Genomic DNA, 19,812 nt, shown 5'->3' with positions numbered 1-19,812 from the left:
AGTGAGATGGTAAGTGAACGAAGTAGTAATCAGTCACATCCACTTGATTACTATATGAATAATCAATCAACTGATCATCATACAATCGCTGAAGATCTTGAAATCCAATTAACTGAAAATGATAAACAAAGAATTAAATCAATAAGTGAGCAAATTGAGCCACTTAATCATGAAGGATTGTTAAAATATGGTGCTAATCTTCAACAAAAGATGTCTCATTTTTCGCATCAAATTTTAGATGATGTTCAATCAAAAGATATGGGACCAGTTGGGGAAACTTTAAGTCAATTAATGGGAAAATTAAAATCTGTAAATCCAAATGACATAAATCCAGAAAAACAATCTAGATTAAAGCGTTTATTTAAACGTACTAAAGCTTCTATTAATGAAGTGTTTTCTAGAATGCAATCTGTAAGTTCTCAAATTGATCGTATTACTATTCAATTAGAAAAACATAAAGATCAGTTAACTAAAGATGTTGAATTTCTTGATCAATTATATCAGCAAAATAAAACTTATTTTGATAACGTTACTTTATATATCTTAGCGGCTCAAAAAAAGAAAAAAGAGATATTGACAGAAACCATACCACAGTTACGTGAAAAGGCGCATCAAACTGGTAATCAAATGGATATTCAGGCAACTGCTGATATGGAACAGTTTGTGGATCGTTTAGATAAGCGCATTTATGATTTACAATTATCTAGGCAAATTGCTATTCAAACTGCACCTCAAATCCGTATGATACAAAATGTCAACCAAGCTTTAGCCGAAAAAATTCAAAGTTCAATTTTAACAAGTATTCCTTTATGGAAAAATCAAATGGCTATTGCCCTAACTTTGATGAGACAAAGAAATGCTGTTTCAGCACAACGTTCGGTTACCGATACTACGAATGAGTTACTTACTCAAAATGCATCAATGTTAAAGGAAAATGCTATTGAAACGGCAGCTGAGAATGAGCGTGGCATCGTGGACATCGAAACGTTAAAGACAACACAAAATGACATTATTGAAACAATTGAACAAACACTTCAAATTCAAGAAGATGGTAGACAGAAACGTCAAGTTGCAGAGAAAGAACTTAATGAGTTAGAACAAGATTTGAAACAGCATCTATTAGCTATGCGTAAATAATAAAAAACACTCGTCACATGTGATTTAGATTTAGTCAATCACTTATTTGACGAGTGCTTTTTATTTTAAATTTACTTATTCTTTTTGATATACAATGTTAGATTGTTTAACAAAATAACTAATCATATAACCAACAAGAGTTGCTACAACAGCAATTGGGAACCATTCAAGTGAATATTCTTTTAAAGGTAAACCATCTATAAATGAAATACGTATCCACCCTTGTGTCGTTATTAAGCTTAAGATTGATTCAATTGCTACAATAATTAGCGGTATTTGTTGTGCAATACGTTTTGTAGGTATGAAGCGAGCAATGAGTATTAACAAAATAACTGTAATAGCCACTGGATAGATTACACTGAGTACAGGGACTGACATTTTAATTACGGAATTAAGTCCTTGGTTAGCTAGAATGAAACTAACTAAAATGAAAAATATCACAAATACTTTATAAGGTATCTTAGGTAGTATTCTGTGGAAATATTCACTTACTGATACAATTAATCCACAAGCAGTAGTTAAACATGCTAATGATACGATAATACCAAGTAAGTATTTTCCGAAAGTTCCAAAGCCCTTCGTTGCCATTGTTGTGAGTAAATACGTCCCTATATTTTGATCTTTAGCTTTCAATTCCTTTAGAGTGTCTGAAGGAATATTAATATGATTGCCTATGTACCCTAGCGAAATATATATAAATACTAATGCGATTGCAGCGATGAGACCAGCAATAATGGTCTGTTTAAAGATTTTATCAGCATGCTGTATTCCTGTTGTTTTAATCGCATTAACAACAATCATTGAAAATGCAATTGAAGCGATAGCATCCATTGTAAGGTAACCTTGTGTAAATCCTTGTGAAAATCCACTTAAATTGGAATGATAAGCATTTGTCATTCCGTAATTTGAAGAATGTCCACTAAAATCTACAAAACCTTTAATAATCATAGCGACAATGGTAATAAGTAATAAAGGTGTAAGTAATGAACCAATTCGATCTATCATCTTATTAGGATTCAAGCATAAATAAAGAACGATTAAAAAATAGATTACTGTAAAAATAAATAATGCTAAATTCCCACTATTATGTGCAATAGGAGTCACAGTCATTTCAAATGAAGTTGAAGCTGTACGTGGTATCGCAAATAATGGTCCTATAGTGAGATATATGATAATTAAAAAGATTAACGAAAATCGTGGTGATATTTTATTAAAAGACCCAATATAACCATGTTTATCAAGTGCGCCTACCACAACGCCAAGAAGCGGTAATCCAATACCCGTAAGTGCAAAGGCTAGTATGGCTGGCCAAAAGAAATGACCACTTTCGAGTCCAAGTTGTGTTGGAAATATAAGGTTACCTGCGCCAAAGAACATAGCGAATAAAGTAAAGCCTATAATCCACGTATTTTTATTCATAATGCTGCTCCTTTTTATCTAATAATGCAACATTCAATATTCTATCATAATAAAGAAATATTAGTCTATATAAAATTTCAGAAAATTAAAACATTGTACAATTGATGTAATTAATTCGTCAAAAATACGTAATGATTTATATCTATGAAGTTACAAGTTAGAGATTTTGAATTGATAAACTAACTTTTATAAAGATTTAAGTAACAATTTTTTTAGTAATGGTGATAAGTGACTCGGTAAATGTTCCACACCTTCTACAAATAAAGCAAATTGGCCATATATGTTATGAATGGTTTGTTCAATGTCTTCAGTAATTGGCTCTTGGCTAAGAAAGACATTAAATACTTCTATACCAAATTTACGCGCACGTTCAACAGCTTCATACGTATCTAAAATACCATCTTGACTGTAATTAAATGCAGACGGTTCACCATCTGAGAATACGATTAAAAAGCGTTGTTCATGACTTCTTTGTAATAAACGCTCGCTCGCAATTCTGATAGCTACGCCGTCACGATTATCATCTTGAGGTTCTAATGTCATGATACGTGGGCCTTCTTTTTCAAAGATAGAGTAATTATAATTAATGATTTCATCAATGATATTTGGTTGTTGACGTTGGTCAGCTTCAAAAGCATCTTCATTAAATGCTAGTATTTCATGTTTAATATTCAAAGATTTTAATGTTTCATGGAACAAGACGACACCTTTAATCGTTTCATCCATTTTATCGTGCATACTCGCTGATGCATCAATGAGTAAGGTAAATGTTGCATCGAATGTCTTACTTAAATCCTGTTTTTTGTAAAATAACTTAAATTGATCATCAATAAACCAATTAATAAGGTCTTTTTGTAAACGGCCCTTTGTTAAATTATGTCTTTCATCTTCATGTTCTCTGTCGATGGTCTTTTTGATAATTTGTATTAAATCTTTAATTTCAAACTGTACATCATTTTTTGAATATTGATAATCTATCACATTTTGAGGTGTAATATCAGGGATATTCCATTCAATACTTACGTCTTTATTAATGCCTTTTAAAGCAAAAGCTTGGTTTTGTCCTATAAATCCACCTTCATCATGATCAAGTGTATTTTCTGACCCTTTTCCTTTTTTGGTCATCATATCAGTCATATCATCAGTGCTGTCGCCTTCTCGAGCCGTATCATTATCAGCCATAACTTCACTGTTTTCACCCTCATGTAGCTCCATTTCTAAATATGCCCCGCCTTTAGACTCACTGTCTGCGGCTTTTGTTTCAGCTTCAGCTGTTTCTACATCTTCGTCTGTCTGTTGATTATCTTTACCATCAGTATTGCTCGCATCTGTACGCTTTAAGTCTTCAAAACTATCTGCATAAATATCTTCATATAATTTTTGAGGTAAGTAGTAATATTCATTTAGCATATCTTCCTTTAATAAATCATCCACTTGATACATAATACGTTCTGCTAAATACATATTATCTTCTGATGTTTGATTCTGAAAAATATTTGGTAAGTACTGATACATATGAACTAAAATATCATCAAATGCTGGATGTATGGATGGAATATTAAAAAAGTTTTGACTTAAAAATGCATGTTCTAAATAAAGAAAAAGTAAATCAGTATATACAGTTTTAGTTTTGTAGAAATTAATTTGAGATTCTGTAAAAGATAATCGTGTTTCTATGCGTAAATCAATCATTTTTGTAGTACTAGGTCTTTGTTGTCTAATATGTTCAAATATACGTACGTCCTCTAAAAGTTTAAATAATTGATGAAAGAACTTAGGGTGTTCAAAATCGTTGTTGTGTAAAACTTGATTGATGATTGAAAGATCCATATTCAGATATCCATACGTTGCGAGTAAGACATCTGTTTTTAGTCCAGCTTGTTCAATATGTTTCGGTCTATGAGACCAAAACCAACTCGCAATGAGTGTATTACTATAAGGATTATAGTAAGGGAATTTTTGTATTTTAACTTGCGTTTGCTCATTTTTTAAAAGTAAACGTGCTAAGTCTTGTAACATCATTACTTGTTTTGCATCTAATTGTTCATCGTTGAATTTTATAAAACGATCACTCATTTTTATCCCTCTTTAAAAATTGAGCTCGATAGCGTTAAGTATCGCTTGTTGTTCTCGCTCATCCTCTAATTTATCAATAATTGTACGTTGTACAGCACGTTCAATAGGCATGACAGTTGCTAAATCACTAAGGTCGATTAAAGCTCGAATACTTGCAGCCTCTTCAGAAATTTGACCTTGTTTGTTCATAGTACGTAAATCTTCATTAAATTTAACAATATCTTGAATCAATTGTTCATCTTGTAATTTACTTTGCTCTTTAATGACTGTTTTAAGAATGTCACCATCGATATAATCTACTTCTATGACGATAAATCTATTTTTTAAAGCCTCGTTCATTGGTAATGTTCCTACATAACCTTCGTTTATAGCAGCAATTACATTAAATCCAGGTGCTGCTTTAATCACTTCACCAGTATAAGGATTTGTCAATTGACGTCGATAATCTAATACACCGTTAAGTATAGGTAATGTTTCCGGTTTTGCCATATTAATTTCATCTATATATAAAATGTGACCTTCTTTCATTGCTTTTATTACAGGACCGTCTATGAAGACAATTTCTTGGTGACCTTCTTCATTAGTTTGAATTGTTTTAAAACCTAATAAGCTTTCAGTATCTAGATCTACTGAACAATTAACTTGGTGCATAGGCAATTTCATAACATGACTTAACGTTTCGGCAAGCTTGGTTTTTCCTGAGCCTGTTGGCCCTTTTAGTAGTATATTCTTATTTAATTGAAATAAAGCTTTAGCATCTTCAAAAACTGTTTGATCTGAATTTTTGTAAACTGTTTGTACCATAATTTCCATCCTTTAATGTTAAAAAAGACTAAGACATTAGTTTTTGGTGCATAGTCTTAGTCTTATTTAAAATGATTAAAATAAATGACTTATTTAGTCATTATCGAGTTAATGTAAACTGATGATTGAAAAATATTTCCAATGCAATGATAACGCATTTGGTTGAAAAAGATTAAATTATATCTCTTTAAAGTAGTCTTTGTAATAGCCACCTACTAAACCAGAATTATCTATAATTTGATAATATTCTTCAGTTTCGTTAATAACATCATACTGTTTGCCGATAGTTAGCATATCTGCAACTGTAAATTTTTTGGCATCAGTATTTGTCACTTCTACTTTTTTAATTGGTGTACGTTCTTTCCAAGTTTCATGTAACATGTAATAACCATCCTTAAATCATATTTACTTTTCAAGTGTATAAATAAATGAAATGCCACTATTTTCAGTGATTCTAAGAGATTCTGAAGTATCCTGTTCGAGAGTTTGATATGGAACACCAATCTCATCTAAACGATTTTTTGCTTGAAGATACAATTGGGTATCATTTGTAGAGAATTCCACTTGCTCAATTGGCCCGTGTGTATTCATTTGAATATCTTCATCGCTTTCAAATAAGTGGATTTCACCACCAAGACCACCCTCACCTATACGAAACACTTGAATAGGTTGTTGGGCATCTTCATGTGGAAGATACTCAGCAAATAAATCTAATTGAAATACTTGTGTGAGAATTGAAGTGGTGACAGATAACTCGTTCACCTTAATAATGACTGGACCTAAGCCTTGAACTTGATGTAAAGGGTTAACAGGACTATCAAAAGCAGGCATACCTAATCCTATACCCGTATTTAACTCGTTAGAATAAATATCAAATTTTTGTTGATTATGATCTTCAAAAGTAAAATGTTTAAGACCATTAAGTTCAGTGATTGAACTATAGGATATATTAAACTTGTCAAAAATATTTTGATATTCTACTAATCCAGAATCAGAAGGTGTTCTAAGTCCAACGCTATCTATGTGTAGATTTTTATAATCTTCCTCTGGAACTTCAACAAAGTGAACACGCGTTCCAGGACTTAAATTAGCGTCACCAAATCTTATGGCATGTTCATTTTTAGTTGAATGTTGTAAACCAATGATGTGGTTAAATAATTCTTTCGTTTTAGATAAATCGTTTGTTCCTAAAGTGACACTTCTAAGTCCACTCATTAACTGACACTCCTCTATTTATCTTTACAGATAACATTATAACGTATTTTGTAACACTTGAATATGATGAACACTCATATAAAGATAGATATTTATTTGTTGTTGATTTATTATTTATTAGAAAAATAAAACATACAGATTGGCTAAATATTTTGTATGTATTAAAATGTAATTAAAGAAGTAATCAAGGAGGCATGAGTATGTCTAATTTATGGATTATATTTGCAGTTACTGTACTAATAGCAGTTTATTCCGCAATTGAAGTATTTACAAATTTAAATCATAAACAACAACCAAGATTTAAATATTTTACTATCGCATTTGTTGTGTTTATTATCTTAGCGATTATAGAAGTTATATTTCTTGCTCAATGATAGGTTAATACTAAAGTATATCTGTAAAGACATCGTGTTATTTTGATTTCTTTACAGATATTTATATATATAAGATTATCATTACACTTTAGACATATTGAACAAAAAAACAACGACGATTTACGTCGTTGTTTTTTAAGTATGTTAGGTTCCAAATTATGATTCAAGTAATAAATCTTCAGGGTTTTCAATGAGTTCTTTGATTGTTTTTAAGAATCCTACAGCCTCTTTCCCATCGATGATTCTATGATCATAGCTTAATGCGATATACATCATTGGACGATTTTCAATTGTATCTTTATCAACTGCAATTGGGCGTGTAATAATTGAATGCATACCTAAGATAGCTGCTTGATTACCATTTATAATCGGTGTACTCATCATTGAGCCAAAGATACCGCCATTAGTGATGGTAAACGAACCGTTAACCATGTCATCAAGGCCTAATTTTTTATCACGAGCTTTTACGGCTAAATTAGCGATTTCTTGTTCAATTTCTGCAAAATTTTTCTTATCACAATCTCTAACAAATGGTACGAGTAATCCATCGTCAGTGGATACTGCAATGCCAATATCGTAAAATTGTTTAGTAATCATATCATCGCCATCTATCTCAGCATTTACTTCAGGATATTTTTTGAGAGCTGCAACGGCAGCTTTAGTAAAGAAGGACATAAATCCTAATTTAGTACCATCATGATCTTTGATAAATTGTTCTTTTTTACGTTTACGTAAATCCATAACGTTTGTCATATCAACTTCATTAAATGTAGTAAGCATAGCTGTTTGATTTGATACTTCTAATAATTTTTTTGCAGCAGTTTTTTTGCGTCGAGACATTTTTTCACGAATAACAGGTTTTGATGGATTGTTATTAGATTGTTTAGAACCACTGTTTTGTGATTTGCTTTCACTTTTAGCTGTTTGACTTGAAGATTTTTGACTATTTTCAACATCATCTTTTCTTAGAACATCATTGCCTTTTCCGGATACTTCGCTTAAATCAACGCCATTTTTACGCGCATGTCGACGTGCAGATGGTGTTGCATTGATACGTTGCTGGCTATTATCTTGTGTATTTTCACTTTCACTAGAATTCGGATTAGATTGTTTTGGCGTTTCTTTCTCTTTAGCTTCATCTTTTTGTGAAGATTCGTTAGAACTATCGTTAGATGTGTTTACTTGTCCTTCTCCTACTACAGCTACAGCTTGACCTACTTCAACTGTATCGCCTTCCTCGGCTAATTGTTCTGATAATACCCCAGCTTCTTCAGAAACTACTTCGACGTTAACTTTATCTGTTTCTAGTTCTAAGATAGCTTCACCTTTATCTACATTATCGCCTACATTTTTTAACCATTCTGCAATGGTACCCTCTGTGATTGATTCTGCTAATTCTGGAACTTTTACCTCTGCCATACTTATTTTTCCCCCTAGTTAATTGTTAATGCTACTTTCAATAATTTTAGTTTGTACAAGTTTATGAATTTCTCCATCGCCTTCAGCAGGTGCAGCTCTTTGTATTCTACCGTGATAAGTTAAATCATATTTATTAGCAACAAGTGCTTTTAGATAAGGATACACGAATAACCATGCACCTTGATTTTTAGGTTCTTCTTGAACCCATGACACATTTTCAAGATGAGGTAACGATTTTAATACTTCTTTAATTTCTTCTTCTGGGAACGGATATAATCTTTCTACTGCTATGAGAAGAATAGAATCGTTAGGATTTTTAGCTAAATATTCTTTTAGGTCAATATACATCTTTCCTGATGCTAAAATCACTTTTTTGACTTTTTGTTCATCGATATCTTCTGTGATGATAGGTTTAAAACCGCCAGATGTAAACTCATCAATAGGTTTAGCTACTGTTTTATTTCTTAAAAGACTCTTAGGTGACATGACAATTAATGGTCTCATTTCTAAGGTATCTAAACTAGCGGCTTGTGCACGTAGTAAATGGAAGTAATTACTTGCACTAGATAGATTAACTACAGTTGAATTATTTTCAGCGGCTAATTGTAGAAATCTTTCTAAGCGTGCCGATGAATGCTCTGGTCCCTGTCCTTCAAAAGCATGTGGTAAGAAAAGTGTTAAACCTGAACGCTCACCCCATTTTGCGCGAGAACTTGAGAGGAAATTGTCAAACATCATTTGGGACATATTCGAAAAGTCGCCATATTGAGCTTCCCATATGTTAAAGTTACCTTTATTTTCGACGTTATAACCATACTCAAATCCAACTACAGCTGCTTCAGATAATGGCGAATTATGAATATCAAAAGTAGCCTGTTGTTGAGGTACATGATGCAATGGTGTGAATGTATTACCATTTTCTTCATCATGAAGCACAGCATGTCTATGGCTAAATGTTCCCCTTTCACTATCTTGACCTGTTAAACGAATTGAAGTTCCATCTTGTAATATGGTTGCAAATGCAAGTTGCTCTGCTTGAGCCCAATCGACGAGCCCCTCCTCTTTTTCAAAAGGTTCTCTACGTTTTTCTAGTACTTTATTGAGCTTTTTTAGCACATGAAAATCTTTTGGGTAATCAAGCATTGCATCATTGATTTCTTTTAAATGATCAAATGAGAAATCTTTCGTATCACTTTGTAAAGGTAGTTGAAGTGATTCTGGTTTTTCCATATCTGGATTATTCATTTTGTCATTTTTATCAATTTTATCATGTGCTGTTCGCATTTCTTTTTGAACACCGTCAATGACTTCATTCATTTCGTCTTCGGAAATAATTCCTTCATCAACTAACTTTTTACCATATAAAATTTCAACTGAATCATGTTTTCTAATGTTTTGGTATGGAACTGGATTAGTAATAGAAGGTTCATCCATTTCATTGTGCCCATAGCGACGATAACCTACTAAGTCAATAACGACATCTTTATGAAATTCTTTACGGAATTCCATTGCAATTTCAATAGCTTCAATTGTTGCTTCTACATCATCGGCATTTACATGTAGTATTGGAACATCGTAACCTTTAGCTACGTCGGAAGAGTACGTTGTTGAACGTCCATCAATAGGTTCAGTTGTAAAACCGATTCTATTATTTGTAATAATATGAAGTGAACCACCTGTAGAATATCCTTTTAAACTACCTAAGTTCATCGTTTCAAAATTAATACCTTGACCTGGATATGCCGCATCACCATGTATAATAATCGGCATTGCTTTATGGAAGTCGGTAGATGGAGCTCCTACTTGATGTGTATTATCTTGGGCTGCTCTTGTTTTACCAGCAACAACGGGTGCAACGATTTCTAAATGACTTGGATTATTCGCTAAAGAAATACGCTGTTCTATTCCGTATGAGTTAGTCGTTTTAACGCCACCTAGGTGATACTTCACATCTGAAGTCCAACCTGAGGTTAATTCTAAACTACCATCTTCAGGTAAAAACTTCATTGGATCTGTATGCATAAATTCTGAAATCATCATCTCATAAGGTTTTTCCAAGACATGCGTTAATACATTTAAACGTCCACGGTGAGCCATACCGATTTGAATGTTTTTAATCCCCTCGTTACCTGCTAATGTGATTGTGTGTTGAAGCATTGGAACTAATGTGTCGACGCCTTCAATTGAAAAACGTTTAGCCCCAACAAAATTTTTGTGCAAATATTTTTCAAAACCTTCTACGTGTGCGAGTTTTTTGAAAAGTTCTTTTTTTTGATTATCGTTTAAACTTGCTTTATAAGGCGTTTCAATTCTTCTTTTTAACCACACACGTTCTTTATTATTATTAATGTGAGTGTATTCAAAAGCTATCGGTCCTTTGTAACGTCTTTCCATACGAACAATTGCATCATAGGCATTGTCATAAATGTCTTTAAAATGTTCAGAGACAATTCCAGATGATATTTTTTCCAAAGTTTCTTTATCTAAATCAAAATCTTCGATTTCCAATTTAGGAACATTTTGACGCTCTGGAGGATTTACTGGATAAATATCTGCTTTTAAATGTCCGTATTGACGAATATTATCGATTAAGCGCATAACACGTTTAATTGTGCTATCTCCCGCTTGTGAACCACCCCCATCAGTGGTAGGTTTAGCTTCGATATGAGCTTCACCTGTTTTAATTGTACTGAACAAGACTTGTAAATCTTCAGGTACGGATGATGGATCTTGTAGATAATCATCATACAAATCTAGCATAAGGCCAAGATTTGCGCCGAAGTTTACAGGAGCCTCTGTAAATTCTTTCTTGTTCTTAGTCATTTAACACCCTCCACAAAAATGATGAAACGCTTACATGGTTATCATAGCATTATTTCATATATTGTTAAAGTACATTTACCTATTATTATACAAAATAGGAGCAAGACAGAATTTACTCCAAATTCATAGTCTCGCTCCCGTATAATTGCTATCTCCGTCTATCAAGTTTAGCTCGTCGATTCTATAGTAAGAGAATCTTTGTGAAGAAGATGTCCTCTCATTAGTATGACATGATATAGCTATTCTAGTCAGCATCTTAGTGTAGTGACTGGAATCTTTATTTATAATGATAGATGTCGATGGATTTGATTATTTATAGTACTAGTTTAAGGATTGTTAATATTTAAGTCCTGTAATAATTTATTTGTAACTTGTTTAATCGTAATCATTCGTTACTTAAAAAATACTATTCATTTAGTTTAGTACTGGAAAACTGATTTTGAAAGTCGTGTACTTTTGTAGTTCACTTTCTAACTGAATCATACCACCGTTAAGTTGCACAATTTTTTCCGCTATTGATAGTCCTAATCCATTGCCTCCTTGACTACGAGCACGTGATTTATCTACACGATAAAATCTATCAAAGATAAATTCTAAGTCAGCTTTTGGTATACCCATACCATGATCAGTAATATCAATCATAATCATTTTATTTTTTAGTTGAGTAACAATTTTAATGTGCTTATGTTCAGTGTCGTATTTCATTGCATTATCAATAAATATGAGTAAGAGTTGTTCAAACTGATGACGGTTAATTTTTAATTGGATAGGCTTAGTAGCAAGATGTGTTTCAAAAGTATAATCTGGATGTAGGTGTTGCAATGACTTCACACGTGATTGAATCTCGCTATTTACGTCTACATTTTCACATTCCAAAACATTATGATTGACTCTATCTTTGGTAAGTAAAAGTAGTTCTTCGACAAGTTTTGTTATTCGATTCACTTCTTCAATTGAAATATTCAAAGATTCTTCCAAAACTGCTGGATCTTTTTTCCCCCAACGTTGGATTAAATTTAGATGACCTTGAATAATCTGCAGTGGCGTTCTTAATTCGTGTGAAGCATCCTCGACAAATTGACGTTGCTGATTAAAAGATTCTTCTATTTGATACATCATTTCATTAAAAGTATCAATTAAATTATCTGTTTCTTCATAATTTGTAGTTAATTCAAGTTTATTTTGAAAACCATCTCTTCTAATTTGATTCATTTTATTGGACATTGTAACTATCGGTTTAGTAATTTGTGAAGAAAAGATATAACTCACGCCGGCAGTAATAATGGTTGCAATTAATCCAAAAGCAAGTGCAACTATATAAAGTGATTTAACGAGATTATCATAATTTTGAAGAGAATGGACTAATACACTGTATCCAGAAAAATCTTTCGAACGTATAGGTTCAGTTATTACTAAGTAATTAATACCGTGGCTTCTTTGAATATGTATACGTTCAGGATGTTTGAAATCAATTTTGTTATCATAAGCAAGTGTATTATCATTTGATGTTTGAATTAACTTCCTACCCTTATCATCATAAATCAATATTTCTTGAAAATTTTCTAAGGATGCATTTAAATCCAATGCAGATATATCACTTAAAGATTTAGAATGGAACAGATTGGCGATATCATTTGAACTTCTTTCAGCTTCGTCAATTTCACTACTTCGTAAAGTATCTTTTAAAAAGAAAATAATAATTAAGCAGAAAAGTAATATTGTCGTGAAGGTAATGAGCGTCGTAATAAGCATCCATTTATATTTTAATTTTTGGCGCTTAATCATCGAATCACATACCCTACGCCACGTACTGTTTCTATGGATTTTTCTTTATTAAAAGGTTTGAGTTTATTACGTAAATAACGAATATAAACATCAACGACATTCGTTTCTACTTCACTATTATACCCCCATACGTGATCGAGAATTTGTTCACGTTGCATGACGTGGTTACGATTTTCAGCTAAAACATATAGTAAATCGTATTCTGTTTTAGTTAATTCTAATTGATGGCCATTAACAGTAACTTTAAAGGCATCTTTATCAATGATAATACCATTGATATCTAAAACATCTTTATCTGGCTGTCTGCGCAATACCGCTCTTATTCTTGCAAGCAATTCTTCTATATCAAAGGGTTTTACAATGTAGTCATCTGCCCCATAGTCCAATCCAGCTACTTTATCATATGTCTCGCTTTTCGCAGTAATGATGATAATTGGAGTAGTTGTTTTTTGACGAATTTGTCTACAAATTTCTAGACCATTTATGTTTGGAAGCATTAAGTCTAATATATATAAATCATAGGGCTTAGATAATGCTTTATCCAAACCCACCTTTCCATCATTCTCTATATCAACAGTATAATTTTCATGAGTTAACTCAAGCTCTATAAATCTAGCAAGATTTTGCTCATCTTCTACAATTAAAATATTTGTCATATTTGCACCTCACGCTACATCTTAAACAATTAACTCGTATTTCTAAAGATGTAATTCAAAATTGTAAATGATTTGTTATGAAACTAGTATCATTTTACCATGAACCACGATAATAGATAGTCGAATAAGTAGTCTGTATTTAGAAAAAGTCACTCTAGTATTATCATTGTATTTAAGTTAAATGGAATAAAATATATATTTCTAATTGACAATCATTATCAATCATGTATAATGATAATTGAAAATGATTATCAATACCAATTGAAAAACATTCCCCCCACATACAAGTTGTTCTTTTGGATTGGTCATTTTCAACTATCCCCTTTTATATGCCCGTAAAAGACTAACGTTAAGAAATGACGTTTCAATAAAAGCAGTAGACCTTTGACACTTGAGGTCTGCTGTTTTTTAGTGCCACTGCAACGAAAAAATATTCATTGCTAGTGGCACTTATACTTGGGCAAAGCCTCAGGTGTTACCATTCGTAAAATTAAATAAAGCCTGAGGCGTCTTCTTTTATTTAAAAAAGACGAAGTCTCAGGCTTCATTTTCTATAAGTTAAATCTGTAACCAATGCTTCTGATTAAAATATTCTATATTCTGAGGTTTAGCATAATCAGAAATCATATAATCAATTTCGCTAAAACCATCAATACGATACGACGCATGCGCATCTCGCTTACTACTATCCGCTAAGAGATAACTCAGTTGACTTTTTTGAATCATAATGTGACTTGCATGCGCTTCTTCCAGATCAAATTCATAACAATCACTCGTATCAAACGAACCACATGAAATAAAAGCTTTATCAAATTTAAAACGTTGTAATAACTCATTCGTCATATGCCCGCGCACAACATCTTGTTCAGTATTCGTCTTTCCAGCAAGCATAATCACTTCTGCTTGAATTCGTTGCTCCTCTATAGCACGATTCAATTCATCCGCAATCTTCAGAGAATTCGTCACAATCGTGGTCTGAGTAATATCATTGAGATATTGAGGAATTCGCCCTGTTGTGGTTCCACCATCGATGACAATAATTTCTCCAGACTTTATTTGCAAAGCAGCTTTCTTAGCAATACGCTCTTTTACTTGTGATTGTTTCTGCCACTTATTCGCATATGATTTCTCTTTATTAATATGATTGTATTGTATCGCACCTCCATGTGTACGTGTAATCAGTTTATCGTTTTCTAAGGTTTCTAAATCTTTTCTCACGGTTTCAGGCGTAACTTGTAAGAATATAGCTAAATCTTTTACTGCCACCTGTCCGTACTGATCAACACGTTTACGAATAAGATTCAAACGTTCATTTCTTTTATACATAATTATCTATACTCCAATCTGCTTCATTCGTGCTTGCCAACGATCATTTCGCCATCTAAGATACATAATGATAAATCTCAGCGCTTCATCAGCAATACTCACTAAAATAATTCCTGTATAACCTAATCTCCAATGAATCCCTAATAGATAACTTCCAGGTAATAATAACAACCATGTGGTCACAACACTCACGGTGACTGGATAACGTACATCCCCTGTCACGTTTAATAAATCTACAATTAGATTATTAATTGCACGTATCGGTTCTAATCCAAAAAGTATAACAAGATAGTAAATGATTAAATGATAGGTTTGTATGTCGTGTGTTATCCAACGTCCACACACTATAAATCCTATAAATACACACGTCATAATCATGAAAGATTGTGTGATATTAAACCAAATACTTTTTATAACAACTTTCTTTAAAGTACGGTAACGTCGACGGGATATAAATTTTCCTAAATAAATTTGGCTAGCAGCACTAAATGCCATAGCACAACTAAAAGACAGGCCGCTTAAAACAGTAGAAACAGATTTCGCAGCGATGACTTGAGTGCCTAACATCGCAATAAATGCAGTTGTAAATGTCTGTGCAAAATTATAAGAAATTTGTTCACCTGCTGTTGGGATACCTAATGTCGAAACCTGATATATTTTCTTCCAGCTCAGCTTGAAGTAATGCTTGAATGGACGGAAAATTTGTATCAGCGCAATTAAAGCTAAAGTACATCCCAATAAACGACTGAACGCTGTTACCACCGCGACACCTAATACAGGGTTACCTACATATTGTGGAATAATAAAGAGTACGATACCGTTCAAAATGATATTAGTCACATTACTAATGATAGTAATGCGTGTAGCTGATGATGCATGATTCATGACACGTAATACAGTACCAATATACATGTGACAGGTCGTTAAAGTGAGTACACTCAATATAATCATTCCAAATTGATAGGTCAGTTTGAATATATCTTGAGGTACCTGAAAAAGTCGTAAGATAAGTTCGAATGCGATCCCAATCACAATCGTAAATACGATAGATACTATGCTATTGAATAACAAATTATGATAAATCTCTTGTGAAATACTTGAAGGTTGATGTTCCTTCAAATGAACAATACGTATATTTGTACCCACATGAATGATTGTAATCAGAAACGTGATGAGCATGAGTATTTGGCTTATCATTCCCGAAGCAGCAACGGCATCAGTGCTATAGCTGTTTAACATCAATGTATCAGCTTGACCCATGATGAGTATGAAAAGTTGTTCTATCAAAATAGGAATGTATAATGACCGAAACGTTCTTTTAGAAACGATCATCAAATTCTAACACTTTCGATTTATATATAGCGTCAGGTTGCAACTCAATTAATCTAGCCCCACGTTGTAAATCACCATAAGTATTGTAACCACCAATACGACCAAAGCTAAGGCGAATCCCATATAAATTAATCGTAAAATCATTGTCATGGTCATGACCGCAGAACATACCTTCAATATCACCGTTTAGTAACATCTGACTAAATAATCCGGAATTAATTTTTGAGCACGCAATAGGTTCATTGAAAATGCCATGATATTCACCAATATTCTCAACTTCTCTATATTCTTGTAATGGAATATGTGTAAATAATAAGTTATGTTGAAATTGAGTTTGATATGCTTGATGTGTTTCCCTAAGCCAATTCACATGTTCAGGTCTTATAAAATCATAATCACCTATGCCAAATGGATTATAATCTCCTCCATCAATAACATAAAGCACATGTGTGACTGTATCGTTGTTTACAACTTCTATTGTATAAGCTTCTTTATCATCAACAATGAGGCTATGATTTTTCTGTACATAGTTGGTAGAATATTGGTCCTCAATAGCGCGTAAGTCTGAACGTTTGAGATGCCCCTCTGTATCGTGATTACCAAATGTCGTTGCAATTTGCGTATCATATCGATTTAAATACTCCATTAATTTTTTATAAACGCGACCTGAATCAATGACGCCTTCAGACCAAATTTGGTCACCTGTTAATACTGTGATGTCAGGTTGATAGTGTGTCATCATATGATGAATTAAATCGTAAGTTTTTTGATCTTTTTCATCATTGTGTGGCCCAATATGTAAATCGCTTAATTGTAGAATTGTAGTCATTGTTTCGTCTCCTTTACTCTTTTGTCGAACCGATAGTTATACCTTTTACAAAATGCTTCTGAACAAATGGGAAGAGGAATAATACTGGAATTGTTAATAGTACAATCATTGCCATCTGCATTGAGTCCCCTGTAATTGTCAACTTGTCTAACATCGCATATGAACCTGACTTTTGTTTTAAAGCATCTGCAATGGCAGCTTGTTTCGTTAACATATCTTGTAAAACAGTAGCTAACGGTTTGAGGTTTGGATTACGTACGAAGAATGCACCTGTAAACCAATCATTCCACTGACTCACGGCGTTAAATAATGTAATTGATGCCACCACGGGTTTACTCATGGGTAAGACAATTTTCCAAAAGATTTGAAAGTCATTACAACCATCTACTCTAGCGGCTTCAATCACACTACTAGGTAATTGATTGAAGAATGTACGCATAATTAAAATGTTATAAACGCTATAAAGTGACGGTAAAATGTATACCCAGAATGTATCAGTTAAATGAAGTTGATTTAATAGGATATAAAGTGGTACAACACCGACACTGAATAACATCGTAAAGACTAGGAAGAATGAGATGATTCTTCGAAACGGTAAACTTTTGATTGTTAGAACGTATGCAGCCATAGCTGTTAATATGACGCTTAGTATCGTTCCTATGACTGTCTTTGCGATACTAATAAATAATGCATTTAATAACGTGCCTTGTTTAAATATCTCCTTAAAATTATCTAGTGAAAATTTACGCGGGTAGAAAGTGATGCCACCTTTTTGAGCATCTACCCCAGAGTTAAATGCTAAGGCAAAGATATTAATCATCGGGAGGATAATTGTGATTACTAAGCCAATAATAATGATTAATGAGATAATACGAATGACAAGCGCACTTTTATCTTGTGAAACTTTCATTGTCTCTGCCACCTCTTAATAAATAATTTGAGTTCCTTTTTTATCTCTTTGATTTTCAACGTATCTTTCAAATTGATTTAAGCCTGCCTCTTCTAAACGTTGCTTAGCACTATCAATAATTTGTTTCGTTTCCTTGTCTGATTGAGAATAATAAGCACGTTTAATAGCGTCACTATAATCATCGAGTGCAACTTCTAAATCTTCGCCATATTCATATTTAGATAAGAATGACTTTACTGTGAGTCCGTTTACGATTTTGGCGTGTTTCTGTCTTTGATCATAATGCCACATATCAGCAATCTTTTCAGGAGTCGTCTTTTTCGTTTTTGTATTATCTCCGTATTCAGTTTCACCGAAATCAGCTTTATTATCTATATCAGTATAACCAAGATGATCTGCCCAATAAGAACCCGCACCTCTAAAACCACGTTTTTTAGCTTCGTCTGGATTATTTTCAACTTCTTTTAACACTTCAGGTTTAACATGAGGGTTACCTTTCTTATCTAACGTATAGTCACGTCCTTTAATACCGTACTGACCGAGTAATTTACCTCTGCGACTTGCAAGGAAATCAGCGAGTTTAACGACGTCTTCAGGATGTTCAGTCGTACTTGGTACAGCCCAACCGTTTGCGCCTGATTTATATGGCTTTTCAACTCTAAATTTACCTTTGACTGTATTGAGTGGCCCAAGAGGAACGTATTTCATACTTTGATTTTCAGTAACATAGTTATGTAAATCTGAAACAATGCCCCATGAGCCATTAACGAGTCCTTCTTTTGCTTTATTTTCTTCCATTGTATAGAACTCTTTTGTCATTAAGCCTTTCTTCATAAGGTCTTTAACGTAATGTACACGTTTAAGTGGATATTCGGTTTGTGATTCATGTATAATTTTCTTACCTTTATTTAAAAATTTCTCATCAGACTGACCAGTCCACACAAGGTCATTATAGAATTTAGTACGATCGTCACCGCCCCACGCTGTTGGGCCAATAGGTGTGATTTCTTTACCATTATCATCTTTGAAGTGGTGTTCTTTCATCTTTTCAGCAAGTTTTTCTACATCTTTGGACGTCTTGATAGAAGTAGGGTCGATATGAAGTTTATCCATGATATCTTTTCTGACGTAAGGACCACCTACAGTGCGACGTTCTTCTTGTCCTGGATGACGGTTAATCCCCATATGTACAAGGTACGTTCCATCTTGTTCTTTATTAAACATGATGTTATCTTTCGTATCTTTTGGTAAATATCCTTTTTTGAAATACTTACTATAAATTTTTGTGTTTTTAAGCATTTTCGTTAAGTCTGTGAGTCGACCTTGTTTCGCTGCTTTATTTAGTACTTTCATTTCAGGTCTTCCACTATCGTCTAAGTAATAAACGATGAAGTCGGGTAAATCTCCTGAAGCGAGTCCTGAAGTTAATGCTTCTGTGGAATCTTCATTAGAAACGGTTTGAAGTTCTAACGTGATGCCAGTCTTTTTCTTAAGTTCTTGAGCGACTTCTTTATTCATTTTAGGGGAGGCATCGTTATCACTTTGAAACACAAGTCCTTTAAGCTTTCTATCTGCAATCCATGTATCTGGTTTACCTTTAGCATCTGCTTTTCTTTTCGCTTCATCTTGCGTTTTATCTTTGCTACATGCTGTTACGAACAAAATGACAGCAATCATTAAGATGAGCATAGACTTTCTAAACATGTA

The 19,812-nt window shown here is 33.1% G+C and carries 16 protein-coding genes; 2 read left to right on the top strand and 14 right to left on the bottom strand.

Features of this window, described 5'->3' with window-relative positions; translation table 11 throughout:
• Positions 1 to 6 precede the first annotated feature (6 nt).
• A complete protein-coding gene (locus AC1Q7N_RS00180) occupies positions 7 to 1,137 on the top strand; it encodes a toxic anion resistance protein (protein ID WP_001831251.1) in 1,131 nt (376 codons plus the stop codon).
• A 75-nt stretch (positions 1,138 to 1,212) separates the two neighbouring features.
• On the opposite strand, the gene brnQ3 is transcribed toward AC1Q7N_RS00180, so the two are convergent.
• From brnQ3 to AC1Q7N_RS00155, 5 genes are all read right to left on the bottom strand, one after another.
• Positions 1,213 to 2,556, bottom strand: coding sequence for a branched-chain amino acid-like transporter carrier protein BrnQ3 (brnQ3, locus tag AC1Q7N_RS00175; RefSeq protein WP_001830938.1), 1,344 nt, complete (start codon positions 2,554 to 2,556; stop codon positions 1,213 to 1,215).
• Between the two features lie 186 nt (positions 2,557 to 2,742).
• Entirely contained in the window at positions 2,743 to 4,632 is a 1,890-nt protein-coding gene (locus AC1Q7N_RS00170) for a vWA domain-containing protein (RefSeq protein ID WP_001831071.1), read from the bottom strand.
• Positions 4,633 to 4,644: 12 nt separating this feature from the next.
• Positions 4,645 to 5,436: an ATP-binding protein gene (locus AC1Q7N_RS00165; RefSeq protein ID WP_049388440.1), complete on the bottom strand. Its 792-nt coding sequence runs from the start codon at positions 5,434 to 5,436 to the stop codon at positions 4,645 to 4,647.
• A 177-nt stretch (positions 5,437 to 5,613) separates the two neighbouring features.
• A complete protein-coding gene (locus AC1Q7N_RS00160; RefSeq protein WP_001831030.1) occupies positions 5,614 to 5,817 on the bottom strand; it encodes a DUF6501 family protein in 204 nt (67 codons plus the stop codon).
• 24 nt (positions 5,818 to 5,841) lie between these two features.
• On the bottom strand, positions 5,842 to 6,651 hold the full coding sequence (locus AC1Q7N_RS00155; RefSeq protein ID WP_002456519.1) for a VOC family protein: 810 nt from the start codon (positions 6,649 to 6,651) through the stop codon (positions 5,842 to 5,844).
• Between the two features lie 200 nt (positions 6,652 to 6,851).
• Here AC1Q7N_RS00155 and AC1Q7N_RS00150 point away from each other — a divergent pair, with 200 nt between their 5' ends.
• Complete coding sequence (locus AC1Q7N_RS00150; RefSeq protein ID WP_001831077.1) at positions 6,852 to 7,025, top strand: hypothetical protein; 174 nt, start codon at positions 6,852 to 6,854, stop codon at positions 7,023 to 7,025.
• Between the two features lie 156 nt (positions 7,026 to 7,181).
• On the opposite strand, the gene sucB is transcribed toward AC1Q7N_RS00150, so the two are convergent.
• From sucB to AC1Q7N_RS00105, 9 genes are all read right to left on the bottom strand, one after another.
• Positions 7,182 to 8,444, bottom strand: coding sequence for a dihydrolipoyllysine-residue succinyltransferase (gene sucB, locus AC1Q7N_RS00145; RefSeq protein WP_001832759.1), 1,263 nt, complete (start codon positions 8,442 to 8,444; stop codon positions 7,182 to 7,184).
• An 18-nt stretch (positions 8,445 to 8,462) separates the two neighbouring features.
• On the bottom strand, positions 8,463 to 11,267 hold the full coding sequence (locus AC1Q7N_RS00140) for a 2-oxoglutarate dehydrogenase E1 component (protein ID WP_002456517.1): 2,805 nt from the start codon (positions 11,265 to 11,267) through the stop codon (positions 8,463 to 8,465).
• 414 nt (positions 11,268 to 11,681) lie between these two features.
• The gene (locus AC1Q7N_RS00135) at positions 11,682 to 13,052 is read right to left on the bottom strand and encodes a HAMP domain-containing sensor histidine kinase (RefSeq protein ID WP_049387411.1); all 1,371 of its coding nucleotides are present in this window, start codon (positions 13,050 to 13,052) and stop codon (positions 11,682 to 11,684) included.
• On the bottom strand, positions 13,049 to 13,708 hold the full coding sequence (locus AC1Q7N_RS00130; RefSeq protein WP_001830971.1) for a response regulator transcription factor: 660 nt from the start codon (positions 13,706 to 13,708) through the stop codon (positions 13,049 to 13,051). The genes AC1Q7N_RS00135 and AC1Q7N_RS00130 overlap by 4 nt, the downstream gene beginning before the upstream one ends.
• A 558-nt stretch (positions 13,709 to 14,266) precedes the next feature.
• The gene (locus AC1Q7N_RS00125; protein ID WP_001831263.1) at positions 14,267 to 15,034 is read right to left on the bottom strand and encodes a DeoR/GlpR family DNA-binding transcription regulator; all 768 of its coding nucleotides are present in this window, start codon (positions 15,032 to 15,034) and stop codon (positions 14,267 to 14,269) included.
• 6 nt (positions 15,035 to 15,040) lie between these two features.
• On the bottom strand, positions 15,041 to 16,366 hold the full coding sequence (locus AC1Q7N_RS00120) for an MATE family efflux transporter (protein ID WP_001832781.1): 1,326 nt from the start codon (positions 16,364 to 16,366) through the stop codon (positions 15,041 to 15,043).
• On the bottom strand, positions 16,353 to 17,195 hold the full coding sequence (locus AC1Q7N_RS00115; RefSeq protein ID WP_049387410.1) for a metallophosphoesterase family protein: 843 nt from the start codon (positions 17,193 to 17,195) through the stop codon (positions 16,353 to 16,355). The genes AC1Q7N_RS00120 and AC1Q7N_RS00115 overlap by 14 nt, the downstream gene beginning before the upstream one ends.
• A 13-nt stretch (positions 17,196 to 17,208) precedes the next feature.
• Entirely contained in the window at positions 17,209 to 18,105 is an 897-nt protein-coding gene (locus tag AC1Q7N_RS00110) for a carbohydrate ABC transporter permease (protein ID WP_001830948.1), read from the bottom strand.
• Between the two features lie 15 nt (positions 18,106 to 18,120).
• Positions 18,121 to 19,809, bottom strand: a complete 1,689-nt coding sequence (locus tag AC1Q7N_RS00105) for an extracellular solute-binding protein (RefSeq protein ID WP_001831225.1) — start codon at positions 19,807 to 19,809, stop codon at positions 18,121 to 18,123.
• Between the last annotated feature and the right edge of the window lie 3 nt (positions 19,810 to 19,812).

This window comes from Staphylococcus sp. GW823-FHT05F06, assembly GCF_058795495.1.
Note: the sequence above shows the minus strand (reverse complement) of the source record. Positions and strands in the feature narration are given on the sequence as shown.

Bases quoted from the DNA above. Each gene is read 5' to 3' on its own strand.
- AC1Q7N_RS00180 (WP_001831251.1), top strand. From the start codon at position 7: ATGGTAAGTGAACGAAGTAGTAATCAGTCACATCCACTTGATTACTAT.
- brnQ3 (WP_001830938.1), bottom strand. From the start codon at position 2,556: ATGAATAAAAATACGTGGATTATAGGCTTTACTTTATTCGCTATGTTC.
- AC1Q7N_RS00170 (WP_001831071.1), bottom strand. From the start codon at position 4,632: ATGAGTGATCGTTTTATAAAATTCAACGATGAACAATTAGATGCAAAA.
- AC1Q7N_RS00165 (WP_049388440.1), bottom strand. From the start codon at position 5,436: ATGGTACAAACAGTTTACAAAAATTCAGATCAAACAGTTTTTGAAGAT.
- AC1Q7N_RS00160 (WP_001831030.1), bottom strand. From the start codon at position 5,817: ATGTTACATGAAACTTGGAAAGAACGTACACCAATTAAAAAAGTAGAA.
- AC1Q7N_RS00155 (WP_002456519.1), bottom strand. From the start codon at position 6,651: ATGAGTGGACTTAGAAGTGTCACTTTAGGAACAAACGATTTATCTAAA.
- AC1Q7N_RS00150 (WP_001831077.1), top strand. From the start codon at position 6,852: ATGTCTAATTTATGGATTATATTTGCAGTTACTGTACTAATAGCAGTT.
- sucB (WP_001832759.1), bottom strand. From the start codon at position 8,444: ATGGCAGAGGTAAAAGTTCCAGAATTAGCAGAATCAATCACAGAGGGT.
- AC1Q7N_RS00140 (WP_002456517.1), bottom strand. From the start codon at position 11,267: ATGACTAAGAACAAGAAAGAATTTACAGAGGCTCCTGTAAACTTCGGC.
- AC1Q7N_RS00135 (WP_049387411.1), bottom strand. From the start codon at position 13,052: ATGATTAAGCGCCAAAAATTAAAATATAAATGGATGCTTATTACGACG.
- AC1Q7N_RS00130 (WP_001830971.1), bottom strand. From the start codon at position 13,708: ATGACAAATATTTTAATTGTAGAAGATGAGCAAAATCTTGCTAGATTT.
- AC1Q7N_RS00125 (WP_001831263.1), bottom strand. From the start codon at position 15,034: ATGTATAAAAGAAATGAACGTTTGAATCTTATTCGTAAACGTGTTGAT.
- AC1Q7N_RS00120 (WP_001832781.1), bottom strand. From the start codon at position 16,366: ATGATCGTTTCTAAAAGAACGTTTCGGTCATTATACATTCCTATTTTG.
- AC1Q7N_RS00115 (WP_049387410.1), bottom strand. From the start codon at position 17,195: ATGACTACAATTCTACAATTAAGCGATTTACATATTGGGCCACACAAT.
- AC1Q7N_RS00110 (WP_001830948.1), bottom strand. From the start codon at position 18,105: ATGAAAGTTTCACAAGATAAAAGTGCGCTTGTCATTCGTATTATCTCA.
- AC1Q7N_RS00105 (WP_001831225.1), bottom strand. From the start codon at position 19,809: ATGTTTAGAAAGTCTATGCTCATCTTAATGATTGCTGTCATTTTGTTC.